This window comes from Gimesia fumaroli (genome assembly GCF_007754425.1).
Classification (GTDB): Bacteria; Planctomycetota; Planctomycetia; order Planctomycetales; family Planctomycetaceae; genus Gimesia; species Gimesia fumaroli.
The window spans coordinates 2,411,189-2,437,710 of sequence record NZ_CP037452.1 but is presented as its reverse complement, the minus strand read 5'-3'; the positions used below and the strand labels follow the sequence as shown (position 1 = coordinate 2,437,710).

At 48.7% G+C, this 26,522-nt stretch carries 20 protein-coding genes; 7 read left to right on the top strand and 13 right to left on the bottom strand.

Annotated features, from left to right (window positions below; genetic code table 11):
• Positions 1 to 59 precede the first annotated feature (59 nt).
• The 10 genes from Enr17x_RS09320 to Enr17x_RS09275 all read right to left on the bottom strand — a co-directional run bounded on the left by Enr17x_RS09320 (position 60) and on the right by Enr17x_RS09275 (position 9,425).
• Positions 60 to 1,220, bottom strand: a complete 1,161-nt coding sequence (locus Enr17x_RS09320) for a succinylglutamate desuccinylase/aspartoacylase family protein (RefSeq protein ID WP_145308065.1) — start codon at positions 1,218 to 1,220, stop codon at positions 60 to 62.
• 23 nt (positions 1,221 to 1,243) lie between these two features.
• Positions 1,244 to 2,464 (bottom strand): RimK family alpha-L-glutamate ligase, encoded by a 1,221-nt coding sequence (locus Enr17x_RS09315; RefSeq protein WP_145308063.1) that lies wholly within the window; start codon positions 2,462 to 2,464, stop codon positions 1,244 to 1,246.
• 42 nt (positions 2,465 to 2,506) lie between these two features.
• The gene (locus Enr17x_RS09310) at positions 2,507 to 2,998 is read right to left on the bottom strand and encodes an ATP-dependent zinc protease family protein (protein WP_145308061.1); all 492 of its coding nucleotides are present in this window, start codon (positions 2,996 to 2,998) and stop codon (positions 2,507 to 2,509) included.
• Between the two features lie 191 nt (positions 2,999 to 3,189).
• Complete coding sequence (locus tag Enr17x_RS09305; protein WP_198001062.1) at positions 3,190 to 3,519, bottom strand: YqcC family protein; 330 nt, start codon at positions 3,517 to 3,519, stop codon at positions 3,190 to 3,192.
• A gap of 115 nt (positions 3,520 to 3,634) precedes the next feature.
• Positions 3,635 to 4,375, bottom strand: coding sequence for a PDZ domain-containing protein (locus Enr17x_RS09300; RefSeq protein WP_145308057.1), 741 nt, complete (start codon positions 4,373 to 4,375; stop codon positions 3,635 to 3,637).
• 319 nt (positions 4,376 to 4,694) lie between these two features.
• Entirely contained in the window at positions 4,695 to 5,705 is a 1,011-nt protein-coding gene (locus Enr17x_RS09295; protein ID WP_145308055.1) for a DUF1573 domain-containing protein, read from the bottom strand.
• Between the two features lie 103 nt (positions 5,706 to 5,808).
• Positions 5,809 to 6,297, bottom strand: a complete 489-nt coding sequence (locus tag Enr17x_RS09290) for a cysteine peptidase family C39 domain-containing protein (RefSeq protein ID WP_198001061.1) — start codon at positions 6,295 to 6,297, stop codon at positions 5,809 to 5,811.
• Between the two features lie 190 nt (positions 6,298 to 6,487).
• On the bottom strand, positions 6,488 to 7,621 hold the full coding sequence (locus tag Enr17x_RS09285) for a LolA-like protein (protein WP_145308051.1): 1,134 nt from the start codon (positions 7,619 to 7,621) through the stop codon (positions 6,488 to 6,490).
• Positions 7,622 to 8,241: 620 nt separating this feature from the next.
• Positions 8,242 to 8,724: a hypothetical protein gene (locus Enr17x_RS09280; protein WP_145308049.1), complete on the bottom strand. Its 483-nt coding sequence runs from the start codon at positions 8,722 to 8,724 to the stop codon at positions 8,242 to 8,244.
• A gap of 56 nt (positions 8,725 to 8,780) precedes the next feature.
• Positions 8,781 to 9,425, bottom strand: coding sequence for a hypothetical protein (locus tag Enr17x_RS09275; protein WP_145308047.1), 645 nt, complete (start codon positions 9,423 to 9,425; stop codon positions 8,781 to 8,783).
• Positions 9,426 to 9,758: 333 nt separating this feature from the next.
• On the opposite strand from Enr17x_RS09275, the gene Enr17x_RS09270 reads away from it, so the two are divergent.
• Complete coding sequence (locus Enr17x_RS09270; RefSeq protein WP_198001060.1) at positions 9,759 to 11,438, top strand: arylsulfatase; 1,680 nt, start codon at positions 9,759 to 9,761, stop codon at positions 11,436 to 11,438.
• 100 nt (positions 11,439 to 11,538) lie between these two features.
• Here the strand turns inward: Enr17x_RS09270 and Enr17x_RS09265 are convergent, their stop codons facing one another.
• Positions 11,539 to 13,266, bottom strand: a complete 1,728-nt coding sequence (locus Enr17x_RS09265) for a hypothetical protein (protein WP_198001059.1) — start codon at positions 13,264 to 13,266, stop codon at positions 11,539 to 11,541.
• Between the two features lie 60 nt (positions 13,267 to 13,326).
• Positions 13,327 to 14,298, bottom strand: a complete 972-nt coding sequence (locus Enr17x_RS09255; RefSeq protein ID WP_145308043.1) for an SgcJ/EcaC family oxidoreductase — start codon at positions 14,296 to 14,298, stop codon at positions 13,327 to 13,329.
• 408 nt (positions 14,299 to 14,706) lie between these two features.
• Between Enr17x_RS09255 and mprF the strand changes: the two genes are divergently transcribed.
• The 5 genes from mprF (at position 14,707) to Enr17x_RS09230 (ending at position 23,112) form a co-directional block, all read left to right on the top strand.
• Positions 14,707 to 17,274, top strand: a complete 2,568-nt coding sequence (gene mprF, locus Enr17x_RS09250; protein WP_145308041.1) for a bifunctional lysylphosphatidylglycerol flippase/synthetase MprF — start codon at positions 14,707 to 14,709, stop codon at positions 17,272 to 17,274.
• Positions 17,258 to 19,312, top strand: coding sequence for a glycogen debranching protein (locus tag Enr17x_RS09245; RefSeq protein WP_145308039.1), 2,055 nt, complete (start codon positions 17,258 to 17,260; stop codon positions 19,310 to 19,312). Before mprF ends, Enr17x_RS09245 begins: the two co-directional genes overlap by 17 nt.
• 350 nt (positions 19,313 to 19,662) lie before the next feature.
• A complete protein-coding gene (locus Enr17x_RS09240) occupies positions 19,663 to 20,937 on the top strand; it encodes an FAD-dependent oxidoreductase (RefSeq protein ID WP_145308037.1) in 1,275 nt (424 codons plus the stop codon).
• An 88-nt stretch (positions 20,938 to 21,025) separates the two neighbouring features.
• A complete protein-coding gene (locus tag Enr17x_RS09235; RefSeq protein WP_145308036.1) occupies positions 21,026 to 22,084 on the top strand; it encodes a prenyltransferase/squalene oxidase repeat-containing protein in 1,059 nt (352 codons plus the stop codon).
• A gap of 164 nt (positions 22,085 to 22,248) precedes the next feature.
• Positions 22,249 to 23,112, top strand: a complete 864-nt coding sequence (locus Enr17x_RS09230; protein ID WP_145308034.1) for a DUF6159 family protein — start codon at positions 22,249 to 22,251, stop codon at positions 23,110 to 23,112.
• 12 nt (positions 23,113 to 23,124) lie between these two features.
• Here Enr17x_RS09230 and Enr17x_RS09225 read toward each other — a convergent pair whose 3' ends face one another.
• Entirely contained in the window at positions 23,125 to 23,952 is an 828-nt protein-coding gene (locus Enr17x_RS09225; protein WP_198001058.1) for a glycerophosphodiester phosphodiesterase, read from the bottom strand.
• Between the two features lie 189 nt (positions 23,953 to 24,141).
• On the opposite strand from Enr17x_RS09225, the gene Enr17x_RS09220 reads away from it, so the two are divergent.
• On the top strand, positions 24,142 to 26,199 hold the full coding sequence (locus Enr17x_RS09220; protein ID WP_145308030.1) for a serine hydrolase: 2,058 nt from the start codon (positions 24,142 to 24,144) through the stop codon (positions 26,197 to 26,199).
• Positions 26,200 to 26,522: the final 323 nt, after the last annotated feature.

Here is a 26,522-nt window from a genome sequence, read left to right as displayed (position 1 = left end):
TGAAAAGAACCACCCTGGCGGAACCAATCGCTTCGTTGGAATCAGGTGGCATTTTAAAGTCACTCGGCAGCAGCGGCTTCGCCACGCTCGCCTTGATCATCCTGGTGCTGTTTGTGGTTATTGTTGTGGTGGTGCAGACTCGACTCTTCAGTCGGTTCGACAACGACGAGATTCGTCGAGAGTTCTTCCACCACCTGTCCTTCGAGTCCATCTTCTTTTCGTCGTGCACGGCGAACTTGAGATGGCTTGGTCCCTTTGGGCAGCATGCCCAGATTACAGATTGGCTCGCCAGGACTAATCGCGGGCAGGGTAGTCATCCCAATCACGACCGCATCAAAGGGGGAATAGAGCATACTGCGTTCACGGCCGAGCAACGTGGTATTCGTAGCAAGCGGCTGGTCTTTTTTGATAATGTCTCCCGGCTTTACATGAAACTTCAGAAAGCCGCCCCGCTCTGCTCGCACCCAGGTCGATTTATCTACGACAACTTGATAATCAGGACTTTGAGGTTCGCCTTCCAGCATCTTTAGATCGCGAAGCACATTCCGCACGCCACGCGCCGCGGATTCCACGATTCCCGGTTCCACCTTCCAGACTTCTCCCCCTTCCATGATGATTGTGGGACAGCCGCCAGAACATGCTTCACGCCGAAACGCGCCGACGGGGCCTTTTCCATTCATAATGATTTCCGACCCAAAGGCTTCCGCCAGCCGTCGGACCTCGGGATTCGTCATATCGCCGCGAACATTCGGATAATTAGTCCGCCTGACCGAAGCGGTATGCAGGTCAATGCCGTAATCAGAGCGCGAGACAATTTCCTCAAAGATGATTCTTGCCATGCGACCGGCAAGACTCCCGGTGGCTGATCCGGGGAAGGAACGGTTCAAGTCGCGACGATCGGGAAGGTAGCGGGAGTGCCGATCAAATGCGAGAATATTCAGAACCGGTACCAGGATGACCGAACCTCTCAGCAGTTGAAAGTCTTCGTCCTGGATCAATTCACGAATCGCTCCTGTCCCATTTATTTCGTCACCATGCAGAGCTGCAGTGACGAAAACGACGGGACCATCTTCCTTAGCACGACGGATGTGAATCGGAATCTTCACCGTCATACTACTATAACTCTCGCTCACGGCCAATTTGACATCACGTGACTCACCAGCTGGAATTGATTCTCCATTCCATTGATCAATTGGCTTACGTTTGCGAGGTTTTGTCATAGTTACCGTTATTTTTTCAGTTGTTACGAGTTGGCTGACTCATTGTGAACTTCGTCTGCAACGGGCAAGTCGGGAAGCCCCAGCACTTTCGGACGTCGTTTACGACGTGTTTTCGACGGAATCAGATCGCGCATAAATTCCAGTTTGCCGAAACAAAGCAGACGATCATTCGATTCTAACAGCCGATCAGAACGCGGATTGGGGACCACCGTTGTCCCACGATATAATGTCAGAACATTGATATCATTGTCTCGCAGCCCAGACGCGTTGATTGCCTTGCCGACATAATCAGAGCCTTCGGGGATGTAAATTTCCGTGACTCCATATCCGCGGCTGACCGTGAGTCGCTGACGCAGATCGATCTCGGGAAAATCAACCTGAGCCGCAATGTAGTCGACGATGGCACCGGCAATATCGAGCTGCGTACATTTCTCGATCCCTTCCAGACCTGGTGAGGAATTGACTTCCATAATTTGAGGTCCGTCCTTGGCCTCCAGCATATCGACTCCTGCCACCCGTAGTCCCATAATCTGAGCAGCTCTGACTGCTGTTTTGCAATAGGTTTCATCAAGCACGACTGGTTCTGTCAGACCGCCTCGATGGACATTGCTGCGGAACTCCTGACCTTGCGCCACACGACGCATGGCAGCGACTACCCGGTCTCCGACCACAAACGCCCGAATATCACGGCCTTTACTTTCGGCGACAAATTTCTGGATAAGAACGTTTTGCTTCTGGCTCTGCAGCATCTCGATAATTGCTTCTGCCGACTTCACCGATTCCGCGAGCAGCACGCCGATGCCTTGCGTTCCTTCCAACAGCTTGATTACAACCGGAGCGCCGCCTACGCGTTCGATAGCTGGCAGGACATCCTTCTTATCACGTACAAACGTCGTTTGCGGAATGCCGATCTGGTGCCGACTGAAGATTTGCAGGCTGCGAAGTTTATCCCGCGAGTTAGAAATCCCGGCGGACGAATTCGCACAGAACACATCCATCTGTTCGAACTGCCGCACAACGGCGGTACCAAAGTAGGTAATCGAGGCACCGATGCGAGGCAGCACTCCGTCATAATCAGAGAGGGATTTCTGGTTGTAGTAAAGATCTGGCTCGGCTTGTTTCAGGTCGATCGCAAACTTAAGCGTATTCAGAACCTTGACCTTGAAGCCACGCTGTTCGGCCGCTTCGTATAATCGTCGCGTGCTGTAACATTTGGGACTGCAAGAGAGGATTGCCAGTTTCATAATATTCCTTGTAGAGCCGACTGAATCGGCGTTAGACAGAGGCTATTTATTCTTTGACCGCTTTACTCTCAGTGGTTTACCACCGTAGTAGGAGACTCCTGCATCAACAAAAAAACGTTGCCGGAATGCTTCACGTCCTAACAGCATTCTGAAGCCCATTTCGTCACGATTCGCGAGCGTCAATTCCACTTCCCACACGATGCCGAGCAGCTCAACATTGGTAATAATCACCGGCCTCATGCTGGCCTTACCGCTGGAACTGCGAACAGACCGATATTCGAACACGCGTGCTTCAGTCTCAATGACCTCATGCGTTTTCCGCTGCACAGGGTGAACTTTAAATCGAATCCACTCTTCCGCATCGCGTTCGAATTTATGTAAATCGTAGGCATGCAGAGACGACGACCGGGCTCCCGTGTCAACTTTCGCTTTGATTGTATGAATGCCCAAATCAGGGAGTTTCACCCATTCACGCCAGCCGATAACAGATAACTCAGCTTTTCGTTTTTGGACACTTCGTGGTGTTCTCGTCACTTCTGCTGCGAGGCCTCCATTGATTCTATTTAATCGTGATTTTATCTGACTTTAGTTGCTTTCGCTAGTTCCGGCAGACTTCAATTTGTTGATTCTATGCCTTAATTCAGGTCGAACTACTTAAAAAAGATATGTAAGCGGTAGGGTTTTTAGCAATCAGGAAGAGCATATAAATCATTTGTCGAGTGTGCCTAAGAGTTCTCTACCAATTGATCGAATTGATTCAGTAGTTTCAGTAATTGCTGCGCCTCTTCTACGTGACTGTGATAATCATACTGTCTCAGAGCCATGAGCCCCACCTGACTCTTCTCGGGATACTCACCTTTTCTGGCGGCTTCACGGGCATTTGGTAAGAACACACACTGGAGCCACCACTCAAAAGAGGGGGCATCCATGAAACTGGTCACTTCTGATTTCATTGGATCGTCGGTCCAAAACTTGATTCGTTTCATTTCTACTTCAATTTCAGCAAGCTTTGCCAATACCTGTTTGTCTTTTTCCGATCCTGTGTTTCTGGTCATTTTGAAAGCCCTCCTGATCTGGAAACTCTTACCATGCATACAAAAAAACAGGCTATGCACGAATCGAGCATAGCCTGTGTAAGTCTGGTTTTATTTTACGATGAAATCGTCGTCTTTAGTTATTCAGGCTTGAGCCAAAATCCATTGGAGTAGACGAATCCAGCTTAGGGGCGTACTCATAAGGAGCCGCATATTGATACTTCAATGGTGCTTTCGGATTGATGAGATATTCATCATCATTCCCAAAATTGGACGCTGAAGGATAGTGAGGCGTATAAGATCGCGAAGGATTCCCCGCAGCAGGTGCGTTGATCCGTTCTGACCACCCCAACTTGACATCAACAGTACTCACCGCACCCTGCTCACCCACTTGAACGACAGACAATTTCACATCCTGACCTGGCTGTGCTTTGGCGAGGAGTGCGTTTAACTGACGAACGGAAGCCAGACGATGCTTTCCAAAAGAGAGGATGATGTCGTACTTCATCAAACCTGCTTTGTCTGCAGGAGATCCGGGTGCCACGTGCATAATGACAACGCCGTATCCGGGATTGCCATTAATGTCTGTTCCGACTCCGGTCCACCAATCGGGGGCGCCATTGGTTAAATGTGCTGCCAAAGGTCCGGAAGCATCGGTTCCAACGATGCCTAAGGTTGCCTTGTAATACTTCGAATAATGCTGATTCAAGCGTGCTTTATGAGCTTCGCTCATCAAGGCGGCATACTTCTGACGGGCCGTAGAAGTTGTTTTATTGTTGACGGTCCCCTCTTGAGCCTGTGATTCATAATTCACGACTAAAAAGAGTGTGAGAAGACAAAGCAAGCCCTTGCTCGATATAGACTTCTGCAATTTCATCTTAGTAACCCTTTATCTCAAAATATGTACAAGACACATGAAAATTCTATTTGCTGCGTTTCTCAACTCGAAGACAACGTCTTTCTGTTACACTCAACGCATTTACCCTATCCTAGCTCACGCATACACCTTGTCAAACACGGAAATGGAAATATGTTGATTTCCTGCAACACGACAATTGTCTGATTTTCATGATCACCGTTGGCCGAAATTTAGAATCGGCGCAGCTGCAGGCGGGTGGTGCGAGAACGGTTCACAGGTTTCAAGAGCAGCCGAAGCCGACATTGAAAAGAGGGAACCAACTGGCGGAAAAGTTGTGTCATTGAACCTTTTCACGAATCGTTGCGGGTTCAGCCTTAGCTAAAAGAAAACACGACAAATCGACCTTGAGAGGTTGTGAGCTCTTTTTTGTCCTCAGATGTAATTGTGAGCGCAAGTATCCAGCCTGGGACGGCAAAGTCATTGTAAAAGAAACCCGGATCATCTGTGGATTAATTCTTGACTGCTTCCATGTATCAATCACCCAATCAGAGCTGTCTGTAGACAGATCCATTAACTGGTCTTCTTCAGGCAGAATGACAACCACTTCGCAAGCCACTTGCTCTTTCATCATTTTTTGTCCCAGCAACAGTTTTTGCGGCCGAACCTGGGTATCTTCGATGATGTTCGCCGTTACAGGAACAATAATTGTAGGGCGAAGAGAGTCTGGGGTACTAATTTGAAGATAGCCTTCAATTTTTCCAAATTCGTTTGTCGCAACGGAGATCTCAACAACTTGCTCAAGGCCTCTTGTAACCGGTTGGGAGACCTTGATTTTCTCGCTGGAAGACTTAACGGAGAGACCTGTTATTTTTTCTCTATCAGTGCGAAAGATTCGAATTTCCCTGGAGAAGGCTTCACCGACTCTTAATGTCGGCACTGTAATCATAGACGGCTTCGCATCAATGGGCCATTCGGCCCTCCCTTTCAGAGGCAGGTGAACTTGTTTATGGCGGCGATCATTGGTTTCAAATAAGACCATATGATTAAAAGTACCGGGTTGCTGAGGAGCATGCATCTTCACTTCGATCAGTGTGACTTCTCCCTGGGAGAGTGTTTCCTGTTCGATCGTCGCGGGGGCGCAGCCACATGAAGTGCGCAGATTTTGAATTTTTAATTTTTCTTCTCCCACATTTTTGAGCTCGATAGATGCTGTCAAAGGTTCACCAGGCAATACCGTTCCAAAGTCTTTGCCAACATTCTTGATTTCCAATAGAGGTTCTGGTTTTGATTTGGATTCAACATGATCAGAGCAACCCAAAACCAACATGAGAAAAAAACAGCGATACATTGTGAATGAGCCTCGTGGAAATTCTGGATCTGTGGTTTCAAGTGATAATACTGATCAATGAAAGGAGTTCTCCGGTATTAATCGATTCAGAGTGTTTAACCGTTTAAGGCAACTCGACTCCCAACCGATCGAGCTCTGCATTGAGTGCAGCTTTCGAGTTGGAACAGAGTAATGCATGACCATCCCATTTGAATGGTAGCGTATCCGCAGGAACCGGAGCCTTCGGTGGATCGATGATAACAGTGACTCCGTGATCATTCGGCAGGGAAACCACAAAATGGTTATTGTTCACATGCATGATCATCGGCAATTTAATCTCTGAAATAGATTCTTGATGAACGGTAATCCCAACAGAGAGAATTCCCAGTGTCTCGAGTCCTTTTTGCAGCTCCGCCATGGTTGATCTTCCTAAAGAATCACATGGAACGATCTCACCACACTTGGACAACGATGTCGAAACCCCAAGGCATTGAGAAATCACTCTGACAGCGACGGGCCCGCAGGGGTTCTGGGGATCAAGAGTAGCCAGAGTATTTTCATTTTCCAGGCTGGATTGATCAGCGCGCTGAGTTGGCCATAAGTTAAATTCCATCAAAAAAAGCCCCATTGATGTTAGAATCAACAAGACAACAAGCACAGAACGAAGTGCAGACATCTGACGTAATCCTTAGCTTACTTTGGCGAAGTTTTCCATTAGCCAAAAAACTCACGCTCTCCCAGAGACAATTTGAGGCAATTGATTTGCCAATCGAAAGCTGAGAATCGATATTGAATGCACAGCGTTACTTCGAATCAGGGTTTTGAGTGTTTTTGTGGCTCCGCCGGAAAATCATGATGCCGATCAGCATTACAAAAATTGCAATGTTCGTATAAACCAAAATCATCTTAATACTTTTATGATTGATCTGGTTCGCGCCAAAGACCTGGTTAGCAATGTCCTTGTCAGTCAACCTTTCAATGCTATAAGAGTCACCGGTGATTTTGTTATTTACAAATGTGTGGTTCGGAAATTCGACTTTGAAATCATCATCTGACAACGGGGGATTCACTTCCCAATTTTTGAAAATGAGTTCATGCCGAGAGGTTGTCGGATACTCTGTTTTGTCAGGGTCTGTATCCCCTTTACCGACACGAAAGCTTTCATACACGCCACGCCCAGGTACAAAAACGCCAGCATACGCATTCTGATAGTCGGACGTTAAGATCCTGGTATATTCAATCCACTTTCCATCCGGGTAACGCCTGAGGTTGGCAGACCGCTTGACCGCGGCAAAATTCAGCGAGGGAGCTAACCAGAATTTCTGTTTCCACTCAATATTATTCACCAGGACCGGCTTTGTTTCGACAACGACAGCAGGAATCCCCTCAATGTTGTCGTCGCCGACAACACTGGCATCGCCACTCGAAATCCATTCGAGAATCGTTTTATGGAAATAAAAAGTCAGATAGACCTGTGGCTTGATTCTCCATTGTGTTCCTTCCGGTTTGGAATGAATCAAAGCATTTCCCGCCTCCCCTTCCTGACCGGTAATCTCGCGTAATTCCTCTCCATTGAATGCGCCCTCCAGACGTCTGGGACGCTTATCGGAAGGAACCTTAAGGCCATCATGATTCCCTGTTGACCCATCCAGATAAGGAATATCGCCAACTTCGACAAAGTGAAATCGAGCTCCCAGCTCCTGTTTCACATCCATTGCCACATTCGATTTCAGAAAAATTTTCTCATCGAGAGGCGATTGTTCCAGAGTGTTAAGTCGAATTTGAACGGAATAGCTTTTGAACACACTCTCCAGATCAGTGAGTGCTGCTATAATTTCATCCTTGGAAATAGTGCTCAATCCATCTGCCGTTGCTGAGAATGGCAGGAAAGCAAGACAGAAAAAGAGAACGGCAGCTTGATAAAATCGCGTTTTCATCGCTTGGACCAGCCTGTTGAGAGTCACCCGAGACAGGAAGAAGAGAGGCAAGAATTCTTTCAGAGCTTGTGTGGATATCAACCACCTGGTTGTTCGCACTGAGTCTCTGTAGCGACCCTCACTCCTGAGCCACAGGTTCCCTGGGTTGAAGTACACAGAGATTCACAACTCCCGTTCACAACATCGCCTGTTTTGACTGTCGCACAAGAATAGCCCGAAGCTTCTACTGAGCAGTCGGTCCATGTTTTTACGATTTCTCCTCTTCTCATACGAGGACCCCGGCAATCTCCGAAATTCTCAGTTGTTTTCGTAACCGAAATACATTTCGCAGGATTACTGGTTGAAACCGAACAGGTGGATTCATTAACCGGACAAGGATTATTGTTCGGGTCCTGATTGATCATACAATTGGCTGTAAATTTTTTGGTGTGAGTACAGGCGTTATCTCCGCCAGTATAATGCAGACTCGACAGAACCGCCGGGCTCGCAGGATGAGAGAACAAACGAAGCGTTGGCAGAGAACCGAGTAGAAAAGCATTCAAAACAATGATCGTCGCTAAGATCCGATTAGACATGACTTCATCTCCAGATGCGCTATAGAATTAGGAATCGGTATCAATTTAACCGCCAACTTTGCAGGGCGTTGTTTTAGGTTTATTTTGCTTCTCGCCACATGTGCCATACTCAACGCATGTCGATTCGGGACAGTCTCCATTCACTTTTGCCCCTTTCTTACATTTGATACAGCCAAAAGTCTGGGGGTTAAGAACACAGTTAAAACCTTTACCACTCCCCTGCGGACCATTACCGGTACACTGCTCATGAGTCTGATAATGATGCTGTACGCACATGTTGACATCATTGGGGTCTTCAGCACAAAAAATTGTCGTTCCCCCCGGGCAGTTACTTGGATTGGTATCTACACAAGCCTTGGAATTTGCTTTCTTATGGTTACAACCAGTTGCTCCACCAATGAAAAGATGAGTTTCAGAATCATTGACTGTGACTACAGAATGATTGCCACTTACCAACTGAGCATGAACTGCCGCCGACATAAATAACGACAATATTACTAACCAAGAATGGAAACTTAACAGCCTCATAACAATCCTCCTGAACGTTAAATATGTCAGTGTTTTGGCAGATTAAATTGAACAGATCAATTTGCTTTTTTCACTTCTGGATTCAGATACGAATCTACCGTCGTCTCCAGTTTATTGCCGGGAATCTCTGTCGCTAGAAATTTGAGTTCTTTATCAAGGAGAATATAAACCGGAGTCTTTCCTTTCCCGATATCATTCCCCCAGATTCGATCCTTTTCATCCTTACTCGCATTACAGGAATCAGAATCAATAAACTTCAGTTTCCACCAGTTCCTGCTGTTGTAAAAAGCAGCCCCACGCTTATTCATTTCAGACAGGTAGTCTGGCCAGTCATCCATCCAGAAACTCACTACTTTGAAATCTGGACGGTCTCCATATTTCTTAAAGATCTTTTTCACTTCATTTAAATTCTTCTCATAATTCTTATCATCAAGCGACCAATATGTCAGAAGCGTAAAGCTACCTTTGTTTGTTTCAATATTGCTGACATTGCCATCACTGGCAAACCCCTCAATCAAGGGGGCTTTCTGACCAACACGAAACCGCTTTAAACCCTTTTTTCCCTCAACTGACTTTGAGACGACGTTTGGTTCTAATTCTGAAGGCCCCTTCGTTTGATTCTCTTCCGACTTTAATAATGAAGCCTGAAAGAACATGACCCCAATGATGAGAGTCCAAGAATATCCTGTTTTTGAGACCATCGAATTATCCAATCTCTGAGAGAGTGAAGCGGGCAATATCACCAAGTGCATACCCACCACACATCAGGAAACACATTTTCAGGTATATACTACCATGACAGAACATGGACACAACACCACTTGGGCACTTCTGGATAAAATTTTTTAATTTCAGAGAACACTTTCCCTATATTACATAGACCATAAGGCCGCTCCCCCACCATTAACACTGGTAGATTCTTTTTTTTCCCTATGTAATTGCATAACATCAGAATACTCTCAATTAGGAAATGACTCCGAAATCACAAGACAAAACGCATAACAAAACCCAGCTCATCAGGAAAACGAATCATCATGTATTCTCCAATGCTGTCTCACCTGAAAACAAGACTAACCACCATCGTGGCTATCTTCCTTTTATGCACCGGTTGGTCTCAACATGCATGGAGTGCCAAAAAAGAATCCGGGCGTCCTAACATCCTCCTGATTGTCGCCGACGATTTAGGCTATAGCGACCTGGGCTGTTTCGGGGGTGAAATTGAAACTCCACAACTTGACTCCCTGGCTGCCAGAGGAGTGCGCTTAACACAATACTATAACACGGGACGCTGCTGCCCTTCTCGTGGTTCGATTATGACCGGGCAATATCCCCATCGAATCGGACTGGGGCATATGACACGTAACCTTAATCAACGAGGTTATCAGGGGCACATTGCCGATGAAGCCATCACTGTCGCACAGATCCTGCAGCAGGGTGGCTATCGAACATTTCTCTCCGGGAAATGGCACTTGGGAACGGAAGACCCGACCAAGCTCGGCTTCGAAGAATTTTACGGAACACTAGTCAGCGCGAAAACGTTCTGGGATGTCGATCATTTTACGAGGCTGCCTGCTTCTCGGGCCACACATACATATCCCAAAGGAGAGTTTTATGGCACGGATGCTGTCACCGATTATGCGATCGATTTCCTGCGGATGGGCAGGCGAACTCCTGATCACCCCTGGTTCCTGTACCTGGCCTATAATGCGCCGCACTTTCCTTTGCATGCCCCCAAAGAGGATATTCTCAAATATGCAGACCGTTATCATGTCGGCTGGGATCAAATCCGAAAACAAAGACTGGCCCGTATGAAAGAGTTGAAAATCGTTCCGCCGGAAACCAAACTTTCTCCCCGCTCTCGCTACTGGGACTGGGGGGAATCAGAGGCACGCGTGAACCCGGCCTGGGATTCATTACCGACCGACCGTCGGGGAGATCTGGCACGACGCATGGCCATTTTTGCCGCGATGGTTGATCGTATGGACCAAAACATCGGCCGTGTTCTCACCAGCTTGCGTCAAAACAACGAGCTGGAAAACACGCTGATCATTTTCACTTCCGATAATGGTGCCTGTGCCGAGTGGGACCCGCATGGCTTTGACATCCGGTCCAGCCGGAATAATACATTGTACTGGGGAGATCAGCTCGACAAGATGGGAGGCCCGGACACACATCACAGCGTCGGTTCAGGTTGGGCGAATGCTTCGAATACGCCCTGGAGGCTCTATAAACACTATAACCATGAAGGAGGGATTGCTTCGCCGGGCATTATTCACTGGCCCCGTCAAATAAAACAAAAGGGGGCGATTGTTTCGACTCCCGCACACATTATCGATATCGTGCCTACGTTGCTGGAGGTCTCAGAAGTCAGCTATCCCCAAAAATGGGACGGCCACTCCACGCTGCCGCTACCTGGTAAGAGCCTGATCCCTCAAATCAATGGCAAGCAACAGACAGATCGCACGCTCTATTTTGAACATCAGGGCAACCGGGCTATTCGCGAAGGCCACTGGAAACTGTCGGCACTTCGGGGAGGCGACTGGGAACTTTACGATCTCTCACAAGACCGCACCGAGCTGAATGATCTGGCAGAGCAGCGCCCTGATCTCGTGAATCAACTGGATCAAAAGTGGAACCTCTGGGCGAAAGAAAACTTTGTACTCCCCTTCCCCAAAGACTACCGCATTGATTATCTGCCACCAATCAAAGAATAATGCGGTCTCGAAACGCATCAGAAACAAAAACAGAGTTGGCCGGGAATGACCAACTCTGTTTTTTACATTTCAAACGCAACCTGTGTGAATTGAGAAAATCTCACTCACTGGCAGCCGCATTTTTGTCTTTGTCTTTCTGATCCAGTCTGACCATCAGCCATTGCTGTGTCTGATCTTTTCCAATATGAACCAGCAGAGGGGCTTCATCTTTGGTCAGATTGTAAATACCCGTGTCATAAACAGTATTCTTATCGTCCCCCACGGTCCAGGCAGCACGTTGACTCTTTTTATCAATCGATCCCTGCACCTGCTGCGTCTTTTTTGTTTTCGTATTGGTGTAATTTCCGCGGATAATGCCTTTTGAATTCACAGCCAATTCGACAACCGAATCCGATTTTGTCTGTCCACTTTCAGACAAAGCAAATACGCCCAGCGGCATCCATTGTTCTTTTTCGTTGACATCAGCAGAAGCACCGGCGGCCGCCAACTGACTGGCCTGCTGCGTATACTCTTCCGCTGTGCCTACATCCTGATTATTGACGTACACACTGTTGTCCTGGTAGACCACGTTATTTCCGTAGTCATAATAAATCGGTTGCGTATCAGCCAGGGTTAACCAGGCCATCATGGAAGCCCAGGTACAGGCTCTCCAGGCGTAGCCTGCAGGCCAGGCAGGAACATACCAGACTCCCGGATTTGCCGCATACCAGCCTGGGTAGTACATTCCGTATCCATAAAATCCACCCCGTATGACTGCGCCATGATAATAACGCGTAGAAGGAGGCACATGCACAAAACCGGCTGCATAACCGCCGTTCGGGCCATGCACAATACCGCCGGCCGTTGTTCCGCCACCACGTCCATGAACCACACCACCTGCGGCACCGCCGCCATTGGGTCCTACAACTCTTCCTCCCGCGGCAGAAGCACCGCCTGGGCCGACCACGCGTCCGCCGGCAGCACTACCTCCATTGGGACCAACGGCTTTGCCTCCCGCAGCCGATCCACCATTGGGACCGACTACACGACCACCAGTTGCGGAACCACCATTCTTACCGTCAATAGAACCGCCCGCGGCATGACCACCATCAGGTCCGACAGCACCACCGCCCGAAATTGTATTTCCTCGCGGCCCGGTATAACTTCCGCCGCCGGCTACTCCACCATTGGGTCCATGATAAATATTGCCTGAACCGGAACCATTCGAGATCGAACGATTAATGGTATCGCGTCCCGTAAAATCCTGAATTTGGGGATGCGAGTTGGTGACGGAATTGTGACCGGCATCGGAAGGAAGCCCCAGAAAATTGTCCAGTCCCTGACGTGTGGGCCGCTGGTTAAAGTTCATATTACCTACATTCAAAGAACCATCGGTCCGACCACCACGCAAGCCGTTCATCCCCCCTTGATTGAGACCGCCACGACTGAAGTCGCCACCATTGGGACGGTTCATATTTCCGATATTCGACTTATCAAACGATCGCGCTTCGTTGGCGAAACGGCTATCGAAGCCGGTATTGTCATTGAAACGCGGGGGAACATCAAAGCGGCTGCCATAGTTGGAGAACCGGCTGCCATTGAAACCGCCTGCGCCCCCCAGGTTTCGGGAAGCTGCGTCAAATCCACCGCCACCACCGAGATTGCGACCTCCACCATATCCTCCGCCACCAAAGCCGCCTCCTCCGCCTCCGCGAAAGCCGCCGCCACCAAATCCTCCACCACCTCCATGAAAACCACCGCCGCCAAAGCCGCGCGCCCAGGAGACAGACGAATCAGATGAGACAAAAAGTAATGTCGTAATGGAAAGGACGCTGATGAAAAGTTTCATTCGATCAATCCTCGATTTCTGTATTCTTAAAAAAGCAATAATTTATTGTAGGAGCCGGCACTATTTTCGTTTGGAGACGACTTCCAGTGCGTCGGGTAACGGATTTCCATTCACAGTACGATTTACCGATTGCCAGCGGCAGCCGTTGTCATCAATCCTGGAAAGGATGTTATTCGCACTGGTAATCATTCCGTTACTGGTGACTCCCCGCGATTCGATGGCCCAACCGTTCTCCACGGGAACCCAGATTCCCAGAGCATGGCTACCATCGGTATTGAACGTCCAGGACATGATGTCACCCGAAATGGGATCGACGCCGATAATCTGTTTTCCCACTACTTTTTTTGCACCTTTCATGGTCGAATAGAAAGTCCGCTCAATAAACTTATTGCCGGGCAACCAATGAAAGTCTGTGGTTAATGTGATGCCTCTGTCTTCGGTAACCCAGGTCCCAATCAGCCACTCGAGATCTTTGATTCCGGAGAGAGAACCGGCCGCAGGCATTGCTGATTCTTTGATGCTGCCAATTTGCCATTGTCCATTACGCTTCACATGTGTGGCTGTATATTGGCTATACTCGGGCGCCACTTCAGGAACCGATACGATCGTCCGACCATCCTCAATCGCCAGAGTTTCACCAATCTGACGAACAGAATCGACAGAGATTTGAATTTTCGCTCCCTTGTTTTTCTTGAAATAGGTTGAGTATGCCCTTTGAATGGCAGCACGTCCGACCAACCGTTTTCCGCTAGCTTCGATATACTCGCCCTCCGGAGCCCAGAAACCAGCTACTTTCTGGGCATCCCCCTGATTGAAAGCCGCTTTAAATGCTGCTGCCATTTTTTTGATGTCTTGTGCGGCCCCAGAAACTTCGGACGTCGTTTGCGTTGCAGAAGGAGCCGGCGGCGCAGACTCGCCATTCAGAGGAGTTCTCTGAAACTGAGCAAAGCCAACAGAGCTGTCAAAGACAATCAAGAGCAACAAAGCGGGAAGCGTGAGACCACAGCCGGTCTGTCGAAGGAGAAGATTCATTCTGACATCTTTCAGAAATTTGAGTTGTTTGTGAGAGAGTACGCAGGCTGCCAGTTCGCTACAGCAACTGGTTTTATTTTATTCCTGTCTGTTCAATATTGCACGCTTTATTTATGATCTCTTTCAGAAATTTTATAAGCCGTGCCTCTTAACGGTAAACTCAATCGCCCAACTACACCAAAAGCGCAATTTAGAAAAAATTTTCGCTCACCTGAGTCTTGAATCAATCAGATAACACATTCTTCATATTCGGTAAACTTGATATGGCAGGCACCGTTTCGAATTCATAAACGGTCTGCAAAGATACAATAAAACACAACCTGACCCACACCTCTGTTCTGACCGGCAGTGTCTTTTCAAATGCGTCAAATGCGACTTAGAAACGCCCTTACGATATAAGAATCATCGATGCTTCATCGTCTCAAAAAACTTGCACCTCTGGTTGTCATCACAATTTTTATGGGAGCAATCTGGCTGCTCTCAAAAGAGTTAAAACATTACGACCTGCACCAGATCCGTTCTGCCGTCGCTCATATTCCGGCCTGGCGACTCTGGGCAGCCGCCGGCTTGACTATAATCAACTATCTGATTCTCATCGGCTATGATTATCTGGCAGTACGCGCCATTCAGCATCCGCTACCGCTCCGCAAGATCTCACTGGCTTCGTTTACCGGCTTCGTCATCAGTTATAATTTTGGTGCTCTGCTCGGGGGAACGTCCGTCCGATACCGTCTCTATTCCGCCTGGGGACTTTCGGCGGTCGAAATTCTGCAGCTTGTGATCATGCTGGGCACGACTTATTGGATTGGCGTATTTGCCTTAGCCGGTGCCGTGTTCATTTTACACCCTTTTCCTGTGCCGGCATCGTTACACTTGCCGTTCGTTAACGTCCAGTCGATCGGGTATGGACTGCTGGCTGTCGCCGCCGTCTATTCAGCGCTGCCTTTTATTCGCAAAACTCCAATTGTGTTTAAAGGTATTGAATTTCGCTTCCCCAAAACCAGCATGACTCTGCTACAACTTCTGGTTTCCGCGGTCGACCTGATGCTGGTCGGCGCCATTCTTTACACTTTGTTAGCCCCTGACCTGACGATTGGCTATCCAGAATTCCTGGGGATGTTTCTCCTGGCAACCGTAGCCGTGGTTCTGTCTCATGTGCCTGGAGGCGTGGGTGTCTTTGAGCTCGTCATCTTAACTCTGGTCGCTTCCCCGTCATCAGCAAAAATCCTGGCGGGCTTGCTGGTTTTCCGTGTGATCTACTACCTCATTCCGCTCTTCATCGCGATTATCATGCTGGGGCTGCACGAACTTTCGCTGCAACGGGGACTCGCAACACGGGTTGTTCAAAAAGTGAATCGCTGGTCTGTCTCTGTGACTCCCCTGGTACTCTCCTGGTGCACACTCCTGGCGGGAACCGTTTTACTGTTTTCAGGATCCACTCCCATTGTTAAAGCGCGACTCGCGCACCTGCAGCATACAATCCCTCTGCCGCTTGTCGAAGTCTCCCATTTTATTGGCAGCCTGATCGGTGCTGCACTCCTGGTACTAGCACGCGGCCTGCAACGACGACTTGATTCCGCCTGGTGGTTGATCACCTCATTACTGGGGCTCGGCATCATCGTCTCGCTCTTAAAAGGCTTTGATTACGAAGAAGCCATTCTGCTGGCACTAATCCTGATCGCGCTCTTTGTCAGTCGCAAACAATATTATCGTAAAGGCACCTTGATCCACGCACGATTCAGCCTGGCCTGGACCAGTACCATTCTGGTGATTGTCATTTGCTCGATCTGGCTGGGACTCTTTGCCTATAAGCACGTTGATTACTCCAATGAACTCTGGTGGGTCTTTACATTTCAAGGGAATGCATCCCGTTTTATGCGAGGCAGTATCGGTGCCGTCATCTTTCTTATGTTATTTGCACTCTCAAAACTAATCGCCGCACATAAACCCCGTTCCCAGGAACCAACGGCAGGTGAACTGGCTGCTGTCACTGAAATTGTGAAGGCAGCCCCCAAAACATCGCCTTACCTGGCTTTACTGGGAGATAAATCTCTGTTGTTGAACGAACAGCAAACGGCTTTCCTGATGTATGGCGTTCAGAAACGTTCCTGGATCACCTTCGGAGATCCTGTGGGTCCCGAAGAGGAGCGCGCCGAACTCATCTGGCAGTTCCGGGAACTGGTCGACCGTTATGACGGCTGGCCTGTGTTCTATCAGGTCGAACCCGAAAACCTCTCCCTCTATCTCGATCAGGGAATGAGCATTCTGAAGCTGGGTGAAGAAGCCCGTGTGCCTCTGGAAGCATTTGATATCGCGGGCAGCAGTCGAAAAAAACTCAGACAAACAGTCAATCATTGTCATAAAGAACAGTGTGAATTTTCTATCATCCCCGTTGATCAGGTTCCTGGGTCACTTCCCGAATTAAAACAGATCTCGGATGCCTGGTTGAAAACAAAAAATGTCTCTGAGAAAGGCTTCTCTCTCGGCTATTTTGACGAAGACTATCTCAAACAGTTTCCCATTGCCGTCGTGAAACAAAACGGAAAGACCGTCGCTTTTGCCAATGTCCTGGAGGGAGCAGACAAGGAAGAACTCTCTGTCGACCTCATGAGATATCTGCCAGAAGCACCGGCGAGTGTGATGGAATATCTATTCATTGAATTACTGCTGTGGGGTAAACAGGAAGGGTATACCTGGTTCAATTTTGGAATGGCCCCCTTATCGGGAATGCAGAATCGTCCCCTCGCGCCGGTCTGGAACCGGACCGCGAATCTGATCTTTCGACACGGCGACCACTTCTATCACTTTGAAGGATTACGAAGTTATAAGGAAAAATTTGATCCGGTCTGGACTCCCAAATACCTGGCATCGCCAGGCGGACTCGCCTTGCCTCATATTCTGAAAGACATCGTCGCTTTGATTGCAAAACCTCACTCGGACTTAACAGGGACATCACCTCATGGACCATTGGGATAAAATCGAAGGGTCTCCCATTCACCTGGGAGAAACCTGGATCGCATCGGAGAATGCCTATAATTTTGCCCTGTATTCAAAACACGCGACGCAGGTTTCGATCCTCTTCTTTACCGAAGAGAATTTGAATGAACCCGTCTTTCAATTTCAGTTTGAACCGCATCGCAACAAAACCGCGGAAATCTGGCACTGTCGTATTCCGGCTCTCGAGATCAAACATGCCAAATATTATGCCTACCAGATAGCCGGCCCTTCCCCAGAAGGTCTCTTTGACTGGCACACTTTCGATCCGGAAAAACTATTAGTCGACCCTTACTCACGCAACATCTACTTCCCCCCCACATTTGACCGGCAGCTTGCCTGCCAGCCGGGAAGTAATATGGGCCGTGCTCCGCTGTCCGTCCTGCAGTCAATCCAATGTGCGTTCAGTTGGGAGGATGATGAACCCATTCACCATACCTCGAATCTTGTCATCTATGAAATGCATGTTCGAGGTTTCACCAGACACAGTAACTCCGGTGTTACTGAAGACGCACGCGGTACCTTTGCCGGCGTCATCGAAAAAATCCCCTACCTGAAGGAACTGGGAGTGACGGCGGTCGAACTGATGCCCGTATATCAATTCGATACGCAAGACGGAAATTACTGGGGGTATATGCCCCTCGGTTTCTTTGCTCCTCACGATGGTTATTGCACGTCGCAAGAAACATGCGAACGTCATATCGAATTTTGCGAAATGGTCAAAGAGCTGCATCGTGCGGAGATCGAGGTCATTCTTGATGTCGTCTACAATCACACGGGCGAAGGAAATGAATTTGGCCCGACATATAGTTTCAAAGGCATCGACAACACAACCTACTATTCCATGACAGGCGATTTGGATACTCCCTATGCCAACTACTCCGGTTCGGGAAATACACTTCACACAGCGAATCGGGCAGTTCGTAAACTGATTATAGACAGTCTGCAATACTGGTCCAAAGAAATGCACGTGGACGGCTTTCGATTTGATTTAGCCAGTATCCTGACAAGAAGAAATGACGGGAGCATTGAAGAATCGAATCCGACGACCCTGGGGCAAATTGCTTCCGATTCAGCTCTGGCTGGTCGACGCTTTATCGCTGAGCCCTGGGATGCCGCCGGGGAATTTCAGCTTGGTTCAAAATTCCCAGGCCATCGCTGGATGCAATGGAACGCCGCCTATCGCGACACGATCCAGCAATTTGTGCGCGGCGATGCGGGACGAATTCCCGATCTGATGACGCGACTGTATGGCAGTTCGGATCTCTTTCCCGACGACTGTATGCATGCCCTCCGACCTTATCAGAGCGTCAATTACGTTACATCCCACGACGGGTTTTCCTTATATGATCTCGTATCCTACAACACAAAACGGAACTGGAAAAACGGCGAGAACAACGCCGATGGCACACGTGACTACAGTTGGAATTGCGGCTGGGAAGGCGAAGAGGGTGCTTCGCCAGAAGTAATGCAGCTCAGAAAACAACAGGTCAAAAACTTCTTTTGCCTGCTGATGGTGTCGAATGGCTCCCCGATGTTTCGGATGGGAGATGAGTTTCTGCAGACACAAGAAGGAAATAACAATCCCTATAACCAGGACAATGAAACAAGCTGGCTCGACTGGAGTAGACTGGATACACACCGCGACATGTTTCGCTTTGTCAAATTGATTATTGCCTTCCGCAAACGACATTCCTCTTTGTGCCGTTCACATTTCTGGCGAGACGATATCAACTGGTATGGAGTCACCCACTATGTCGATCTCTCAGAGAATTCGAAAACGCTGGCATTCTGCCTGCACGGCGCAGAAGAGGAAGACGCCGACATTTATGTGATGATCAATGCTTCCGCAAACGCGTGTCACTTTGGCATTCATGAAGGGGCTCCCGGCGAGTGGAAACGAGTCGTCGATACCTCTCTGGCCAGTCCCCAGGATATACTGGAGCTGGAAGAAGTTGCTGTGGTTTCCTCATCCACGTATGATGTTCAAGCACGTTCTGTGGTGATATTAATGAAGTAATCGGATGCGTCATGCAACTGGCCATTAACTAAGATATAGATCGGGAGAAAACTGATGATTAGCCTCATGGAGGTTTTTGGCAGCCTGATGATTCTCTTTGTCATAGTCCTGTTTTCTCATCGCCAGATTAAACGATCGGCAGACCGAAAAAACAAAGAAAACCGCCAGGACGGAGAGTCAGGACAGAACTCTGAGTAACTTCAGTCAAAGCCACTCGTTAGCTAAGGAATCATTTTGAGGAAAGATCCGTCATTTTCATCTTGAGAGTTTCAATTATCTGACCTAAGCTACTGAATCGCGCCCGCGATAGTGATTGATCCATCGAAGCCACTTTACAGGAGGTAAAGGCTGTGAGCGAATTCCAACCACCACAATCTGGGGATAAAATTACTACTCGCTGCTGCGTTGTCGGCGGTGGACCTGCCGGCCTGTTTTTAGGTTTCCTCTTGGCCCGTGCCGGCGTAGAAGTCATTGTGTTGGAAAAGCACAAAGACTTCCTGCGAGATTTTCGCGGCGACACAATTCACCCTTCCACCTTACAATTAATGCACGAACTGGGCATTCTGGATGAATTCCTGCAAATTGCCGATAAGCATTTTGATTCGCTCGATTTCAATATTGAAGGCAAGCAGATCCCAGGCCCCTACTTCACCCATCTGCCCACGAAATGCAAATTTATTACGTTTGCCCCGCAATGGGACTTTTTGAATCTACTCGCGAAACATGCCAGCGAATATCCAAACTTCCAGGTTCATATGCAATCCAAGGCAACGAACCTGATCCATGAAGGCAATCAGGTTGTCGGCGTCAAAGTAGAGGGAATTAACGGGGAATATGAAATTCGTTCCGACCTGGTAGTCGGAGCTGACGGACGAGGATCCGTGCTGCGAGTCGATGCGGGAGTCGAAGTCGTCGAAAAAGGAATCCCCATCGATGTCCTCTGGTTTCGCGTCGGAAAATCGAGTGAGTTACTGGATCACACACTGGGACGAATCAAGAATGGTCGCATGCTGATCACCGTTGATCGTGGAGACTACTTCCAATCGGGATTGATCATCCATAAAGGATCCTTTGACGAAATCAAAGCGGAAGGACTGGAAGCATTTCGCAAGCGAGTTTCAGATATTTTGCCGGATCTCGCGGAGGGTGTTGCCGCAATTGATGACTGGGAAAAAGTTCGTCTGCTATCGATCCAGCTGAACCATATTACCAACTGGGCTCAACCGGGTCTCTTATTTATTGGTGATGCCGCCCATGCGATGTCGCCCGTTGGCGGAGTGGGTGTTAATCTCGCGGTCCAGGATGCCGTTGCGACTGCGAACCTGCTCGCCGATAAACTTTATGCAGGCAAAGTCACACTCGAAGACTTAAAACAGGTTCAACACCGCCGTGAGCCCCCCGCACTCAAAACACAACGCATGCAGGTTTTCGCACACCAGCGTCTGTTTGGCGGTCAGACCGCTCCCGGAAAACCGGTTTCTCTTTCCTGGGGCTTTCGCAAAGTCGCCGGTCTGTTCGCCCCGATCATCCGTAAACAGGCAGGCAAAATCGTCGGCCTCGGCTTCCTGCCCGAGCATATTCAGACTCCGGAACGAGCCCCCAAAGAAAGTGCTTCGTTGACCTAGTCGATGCCAGATTCACAAAAGCACAAAAGAAGCTGGCGATTCAGCCTGATGAATTGTTAGAATAAATGCTGTTTCGAGGTACCACCAGGTGCCTGACTTAAGTGGCATGCATCGACAATTGGGGCTCCGGATGCGTCAAGGCTGTTTCAATCTACTGCTGTCTGTTATCGCTTTTCACCTGACCGCTTCCCTCCAGGCGGAAGAAATCACTCTCGATCCTTCCGCCATCAAAGCCGCGATTCAGTCATCCATCCCACTCATTGAAAAAGCGGCTGCAGGTTCTGCCCGCGAGCGAAAATGTTTTACCTGCCATAACCAGGCTCTGGCTGTGCTCGCGCTGGAAGAAGCGAAACAGCGAGGGTTTGCAATTGATGATGCCAACCTTGAGTTACAGATCAAGCATACCGCCGCCCATCTCAAGCGCGGTCTGAAAAATTATCAGGCAGGCAAAGGTCAGGGAGGCGGGCCGGACACCGCCAGTTACGCACTCTGGACTCTGGAACTGGCCGGGTACAAGTCGGATGAAGTGACGACAGCGGTCACCGGCTATCTATTGGAACGGAACAAAGACAAAAACCACTGGATTCGAAATTCGACACGCCCCCCTTCCATGTCCAGTGACACAAACACGAATTATTTTGTCATCCGAGCCCTCAAAACATTTGGCACCAGCGAGCAAGCCGACCGCATCGAAACACGCATTCAGCAGGCACAACAATGGTTACTCGATCTGCAGCCTCAATCGACCGAAGAACGCGTCTTCCAACTCCGTTCGTTTCTCATCCTGGAGGTTGATGAAGCAGTCACCCAGGCTGCCATCACAGCACTGCTCAAAATGCAAAACAAAGATGGCGGCTGGTCACAACTCCCCGAGATGACCAGCGACGCTTATGCCACGGGAACCGTACTTGTCGCCCTGCTCCGTTCCGATCTCGTCTCCGCCGATCAGCCGGCTGTCAGACGAGGTATTCAATATCTGCTCAACACACAACAGCCCGATGGTTCCTGGCATGTGCCCACGCGTGCGAAACCGTTTCAGACCTATTTTGAAACAGGCTATCCACACGGCAAGGATCAATTCATTTCGGTCACCGCAGGCAGCTGGGCCACGGTGGCCATCCTGTTAGCTCTCCCGCCAGAGAAATAACCCATGTTTTGCTAACAATCAGTAAAATCATCAAGAATTTTCAAATCGATTTCGTATTTTGGAGTCGATCTGATATAAACCGAGCTAGGTTTATTTCGACGTGACCGGTTGAGGTCAAAGCTGTTTCCCCACAACACAGAGATCATTCTTGAGGATTGATGATTATGTTTAGCCGCATTTCCAACGGATGGGCGTTATCCAAACAAAGTTTCCGCGTCTTGATGCTGGATAAAGAACTCTTGTTGTTCCCGATCATGAGCGGTTTTGCCTGCCTGATGGTCTTGGCCAGCTTTGCACTCCCGCTGATCAATAGTAAATACGTCACGGTCATTATGAATGAGCATCAGGCCCCTCAAGATCCGCTGGCCTATGTCATTCTATTTGCCTTCTATTTCGTGAACTACTTCGTCATTATCTTTTTCAACTCAGCGTTAATGTCCTGTGCCATCATCCGGCTCAAAGGGGGTAATCCCACTCTCAGCGACGGTTTTTCGTCTGCCCTGAATCGGCTGCCGCAAATCACAGGCTGGGCACTGGTTAGTGCAACAGTGGGCTTCATTCTCAGGCTGATCGAATCAAAATCAGAAAAGATCGGGCAACTCGTCGCCGGGCTGCTCGGCATGGCCTGGTCGATTACGACTTATTTCGTCATCCCAGTTCTCGTTGTGGAAAAAAAAAATCCCTTCGAAGCCATGAAACGCTCAGTAGGTATTCTTCGCAAAACCTGGGGTGAGTCTCTGGTCGCTAACTTCGGGATCGGCCTGATTGTCTTCCTGCTGATGATCCCCATCTTTGGGCTGATTGTAGGCGGCTTCATCATGATCGGATCGGTCAATGCAGTCATTGGTGGTATTATGATCGCAACCGGAATTGTCTGTATCTTACTTGTCTCACTGGTCTCTTCGGCCATCCATTCGATTCTGATTGCCGCGATCTACCTCTTCGCAGCAGAAGGCGAAGTTCCTGATCAGTTCGACCAATCACTGATCGAGCACGCGTTTACACACAAAAAAGCCAGATCGATTTGAGCCGACACGGAATCAGTTTTTCGTCTGCTGATCCGCGTCCCGCCAGACCTGCCTGCATTCCAGAGGATAATCGGTCAAAATGCCCTCAATGCCTGCAGCACGAACCTGATTCCAGACCTCAGGATTGCGTCGGCCCGCGCCAGAACCACCAAAGTTAAACAGGACCTGTTTCCCCTGCTGCTTGAGTCGATCGACTTCCGCTTTCTCTGCAACAAACGTCAGCAGAAACACATCCAGCTGATTCTCTTTTAAACGCGCGTCAATACTCTTGCGGTTGACGTTCTGTCCAATCCGAATGCGAGGATTCAGTTTCTTCAACCGCTGGCTCATTTCCGCACTCTGATCAAATGCGAAACTGTCCTCGAACAGATCATTTTTTTCGAGCAACTCCACCAGTTTCTTTTCGCCGTCGGGGTTCAATTGCTTGATATTCAGCGCAATGATTGTGTCCCCCTGTTTTCTCTCTTTGATTAACTTAAGCGTCTGCTCCAAAGTGGGAATCCGCGTCCCGGCGAATACCGGATCAAACCAACGCCCCGCATCCAGTTGCTGTGCTTCCGCCCATGTCACATCACGAATGGACTTTCCGAGACCATTGGTTGTTCTCGGCAAGCTGTCATCATGAATGATCACCAACTCTCCGTCCTTTGTCGTGCGGATATCCAGTTCAAAACCAATCCGCAAATCCAGGCAGACACGAAACGCCGGCAGCGTATTTTCCGGAGCGTGCCGTAACATCCCCCGATGGGCAATCAGAACGGGATCAGCAGTATGACTCACCTGAGAGAAAATACAGAAGCAGATACAAAATAGACTCAGTCTGACATATATTGATTTCATGATTAATGAGTGCCCTTCACCTGGCAGCATTCCTGAGAAATAAAATTGACTCTGCGGTACCGTTCATCAGAATAGAATTAAGAAACCAGATCACATCGATCTGGATTCTGCTTGAAGACCATCCTGACAGTGGAATATCATTATAGATACCATTCTGCCCCCTGTCTGTCACCTGAATCGGAAATAAAAATGCATTACCTGAGACCTTTCCTCTTTGCCCTGTTATTCATGACACTTCCTCTGAACGCGGCAGAGACGGAATTCGAATTGCAATTAACTTCTTCCAGCTATCAGAGATTCATCACACGGATCAAAAAACAGGGCTTTGCACTCACGGATGTCAGTGTCACGCCGGGAAAACGCTTCGACAGATTCATGGCCATTGCGGTGAAACGACCAGACCAGAAAGCATGGAAGGCCCACCATGGTCTCGACGCCCGCCAGCTGGAAGAAAAACAAAAACAATATGCCAGTGAAGGTTTTCAGCCAGTTGTCATCAGCGGCTACGAACGGGGAAACACATCACGATTCGCTGTAAGCTGGGAAAAGAACGAGCAAGCCGAACATATCATTCGGCATTCACTTTCGAATACACAACTACAAGACACACTCAATGAGTTAAAGCAGAAAGGTTTTATTCCGTTTAAACTGGATGGCTACATGCTCAATAACCAACCGGTCCATGCCGGGATCTGGGTGAAACGAAATGATGTCACCTGGGATGCGACCTGTAATGTTCCTTCAGACCAGTTTCAAAAAATCTTCGAGGACGTTTCTTCTCAGGGTTTTCGTCTGATTGATCTCTGCGGCTATGTCATTGATCGCAATCCTGTCTACCATGCAGTCTGGTATAAAGAAACGGAACCCGCCTGGATGTCACAATTCCATCTGACCCTGAAACAGTTCCAGGCAGAAGACAAAAAAATGCAGGATCAAAATTACCAACTCACGAATATCGATGGCTATCGAATTAACAACCAGCCCTTTTTCAACGCTATCTGGGTGAAAGAAGAAAACAAAACGGAATCCTCTATCTGGAAAAACGCGGATGAGATTCCGGTCTCAGGAAAAGAACAAAAAGAGTTCGCATCCCTGGACCGTTCCGTCAAAGAATTCCTGCTGGAGCACCAACCTCCGGGAGCCGCGGTCGCCGTCAGTTATCAGGGGCGGCTCGTCTATGCGCGGGGGTTCGGCTATGCAGACCAGGAACAGAAAAAACTGGTTCAACCCAACAGCCAGTTCCGGATCGCCAGCATTTCTAAGCCGATCACCGCAGTCGCGATCATGAAACTGGTTGAAGAGGATCAACTGGAATTAAATACCAGAGTCTTCGATATTCTCAAGAGTTACCAGAATGAACTTTCCCAACAGGGTGTAGATCCTCGACTGAAAGAGGTGACGATACAGCAATTACTTAACCATACTGGAGGCTGGGATCGAAGTGCCTCTTTCGACCCGATGTTCCGTTCGGTTTCTTTCGCGAAGCAATTGGGAACGAAACCTCCTGCAGAAACCGAAGACGTGATTCAGGTCATGCTGAAACAGCCTCTCGACTTCAAACCGGGAGAACGGTTTGCTTACTCAAACTTCGGTTACTGCCTGCTGGGCAGAGTCATTGAAACGGTAGCCGGAAAGCCTTATCACGAGTATATTCAACAAGAGATCTGTGACCCTCTACAAATGACTCAGACAAAGCTGGGAAAAACGCTACTGAAATACCGCGAGCCGAATGAAGTCAAATACTATAGCCCCAGAGTAGGCACCTCTGTATTTTCGGAAGAGGGAGTGGAACAGGTGCCTCAACCCTATGGTGCCTGGTATCTGGAAGCGATGGATTCTCATGGCGGCTGGATTTCATCCGCACCAGATCTGGTCCGATTTGCAACCGCATTCAATAACCGTGAGCAATGTCCGATTCTCAAAGCGCCCACGATCTCACAAATGTTTCAGCGTCCGGAAGGACTGGCCGGTTTTGATCAGAACGGAGATCCGAAATCCTTCTATTACGCCTGTGGCTGGTCGGTGAGACCCTTTAACCTGCGGGGTAGCGAAAATCATTGGCACAACGGCGCACTGCCTGGAACATCAACGATCCTGGTAAGACGGCGCGACGGAATCAACTGGGCCATCCTATTCAATACACGCTATGGAAAAGAGAAAAAGAGTTTATCATCTCTGATTGACGGGCAAATGCATCGTTGGGTAAACCAGATCAACGATTGGCCTGAATATGACCTCATTAAATAGAACAGACTTTCATGCCCCTTAAGATCAAACAACATCTTGCTTCAAATGAGTGTTAAAGAACTGTTTGGCAGTCTATTCATTCCTGTCAGCTCTTGTTTGCCTATTTTTGAATTGGTTTGATGCAGACACAATACCGTCGGCACCCGATGCTGTTTGCTGGCAGACTGCGGAATAAACAAAGAAGCCAGCAACCTCTGTTGAAGCTCATCAGAATGCGATGAGGTTTTCTGTCGTTTCAACATTCGGACGCCAGCCTCTTCCAGCGTCTTCATCCAGTCTTACCACGTTTTGACGGCCTGTTTCTGACTGCTCTAATCCAGATG

What these genes read in the sequence shown, in the direction of transcription:
- Enr17x_RS09320 (WP_145308065.1), bottom strand. Translation starts at nt 1,220, where the DNA reads ATGACAAAACCTCGCAAACGTAAGCCAATTGATCAATGGAATGGAGAA.
- Enr17x_RS09315 (WP_145308063.1), bottom strand. Translation starts at nt 2,464, where the DNA reads ATGAAACTGGCAATCCTCTCTTGCAGTCCCAAATGTTACAGCACGCGA.
- Enr17x_RS09305 (WP_198001062.1), bottom strand. Translation starts at nt 3,519, where the DNA reads ATGACCAGAAACACAGGATCGGAAAAAGACAAACAGGTATTGGCAAAG.
- Enr17x_RS09300 (WP_145308057.1), bottom strand. Translation starts at nt 4,375, where the DNA reads ATGAAATTGCAGAAGTCTATATCGAGCAAGGGCTTGCTTTGTCTTCTC.
- Enr17x_RS09295 (WP_145308055.1), bottom strand. Translation starts at nt 5,705, where the DNA reads ATGTATCGCTGTTTTTTTCTCATGTTGGTTTTGGGTTGCTCTGATCAT.
- Enr17x_RS09290 (WP_198001061.1), bottom strand. Translation starts at nt 6,297, where the DNA reads ATGGAATTTAACTTATGGCCAACTCAGCGCGCTGATCAATCCAGCCTG.
- Enr17x_RS09285 (WP_145308051.1), bottom strand. Translation starts at nt 7,621, where the DNA reads ATGAAAACGCGATTTTATCAAGCTGCCGTTCTCTTTTTCTGTCTTGCT.
- Enr17x_RS09280 (WP_145308049.1), bottom strand. Translation starts at nt 8,724, where the DNA reads ATGAGGCTGTTAAGTTTCCATTCTTGGTTAGTAATATTGTCGTTATTT.
- Enr17x_RS09275 (WP_145308047.1), bottom strand. Translation starts at nt 9,425, where the DNA reads ATGGTCTCAAAAACAGGATATTCTTGGACTCTCATCATTGGGGTCATG.
- Enr17x_RS09270 (WP_198001060.1), top strand. Translation starts at nt 9,759, where the DNA reads ATGTATTCTCCAATGCTGTCTCACCTGAAAACAAGACTAACCACCATC.
- Enr17x_RS09265 (WP_198001059.1), bottom strand. Translation starts at nt 13,266, where the DNA reads ATGAAACTTTTCATCAGCGTCCTTTCCATTACGACATTACTTTTTGTC.
- Enr17x_RS09255 (WP_145308043.1), bottom strand. Translation starts at nt 14,298, where the DNA reads ATGAATCTTCTCCTTCGACAGACCGGCTGTGGTCTCACGCTTCCCGCT.
- mprF (WP_145308041.1), top strand. Translation starts at nt 14,707, where the DNA reads ATGCTTCATCGTCTCAAAAAACTTGCACCTCTGGTTGTCATCACAATT.
- Enr17x_RS09245 (WP_145308039.1), top strand. Translation starts at nt 17,258, where the DNA reads ATGGACCATTGGGATAAAATCGAAGGGTCTCCCATTCACCTGGGAGAA.
- Enr17x_RS09230 (WP_145308034.1), top strand. Translation starts at nt 22,249, where the DNA reads ATGTTTAGCCGCATTTCCAACGGATGGGCGTTATCCAAACAAAGTTTC.
- Enr17x_RS09225 (WP_198001058.1), bottom strand. Translation starts at nt 23,952, where the DNA reads ATGAAATCAATATATGTCAGACTGAGTCTATTTTGTATCTGCTTCTGT.
- Enr17x_RS09220 (WP_145308030.1), top strand. Translation starts at nt 24,142, where the DNA reads ATGCATTACCTGAGACCTTTCCTCTTTGCCCTGTTATTCATGACACTT.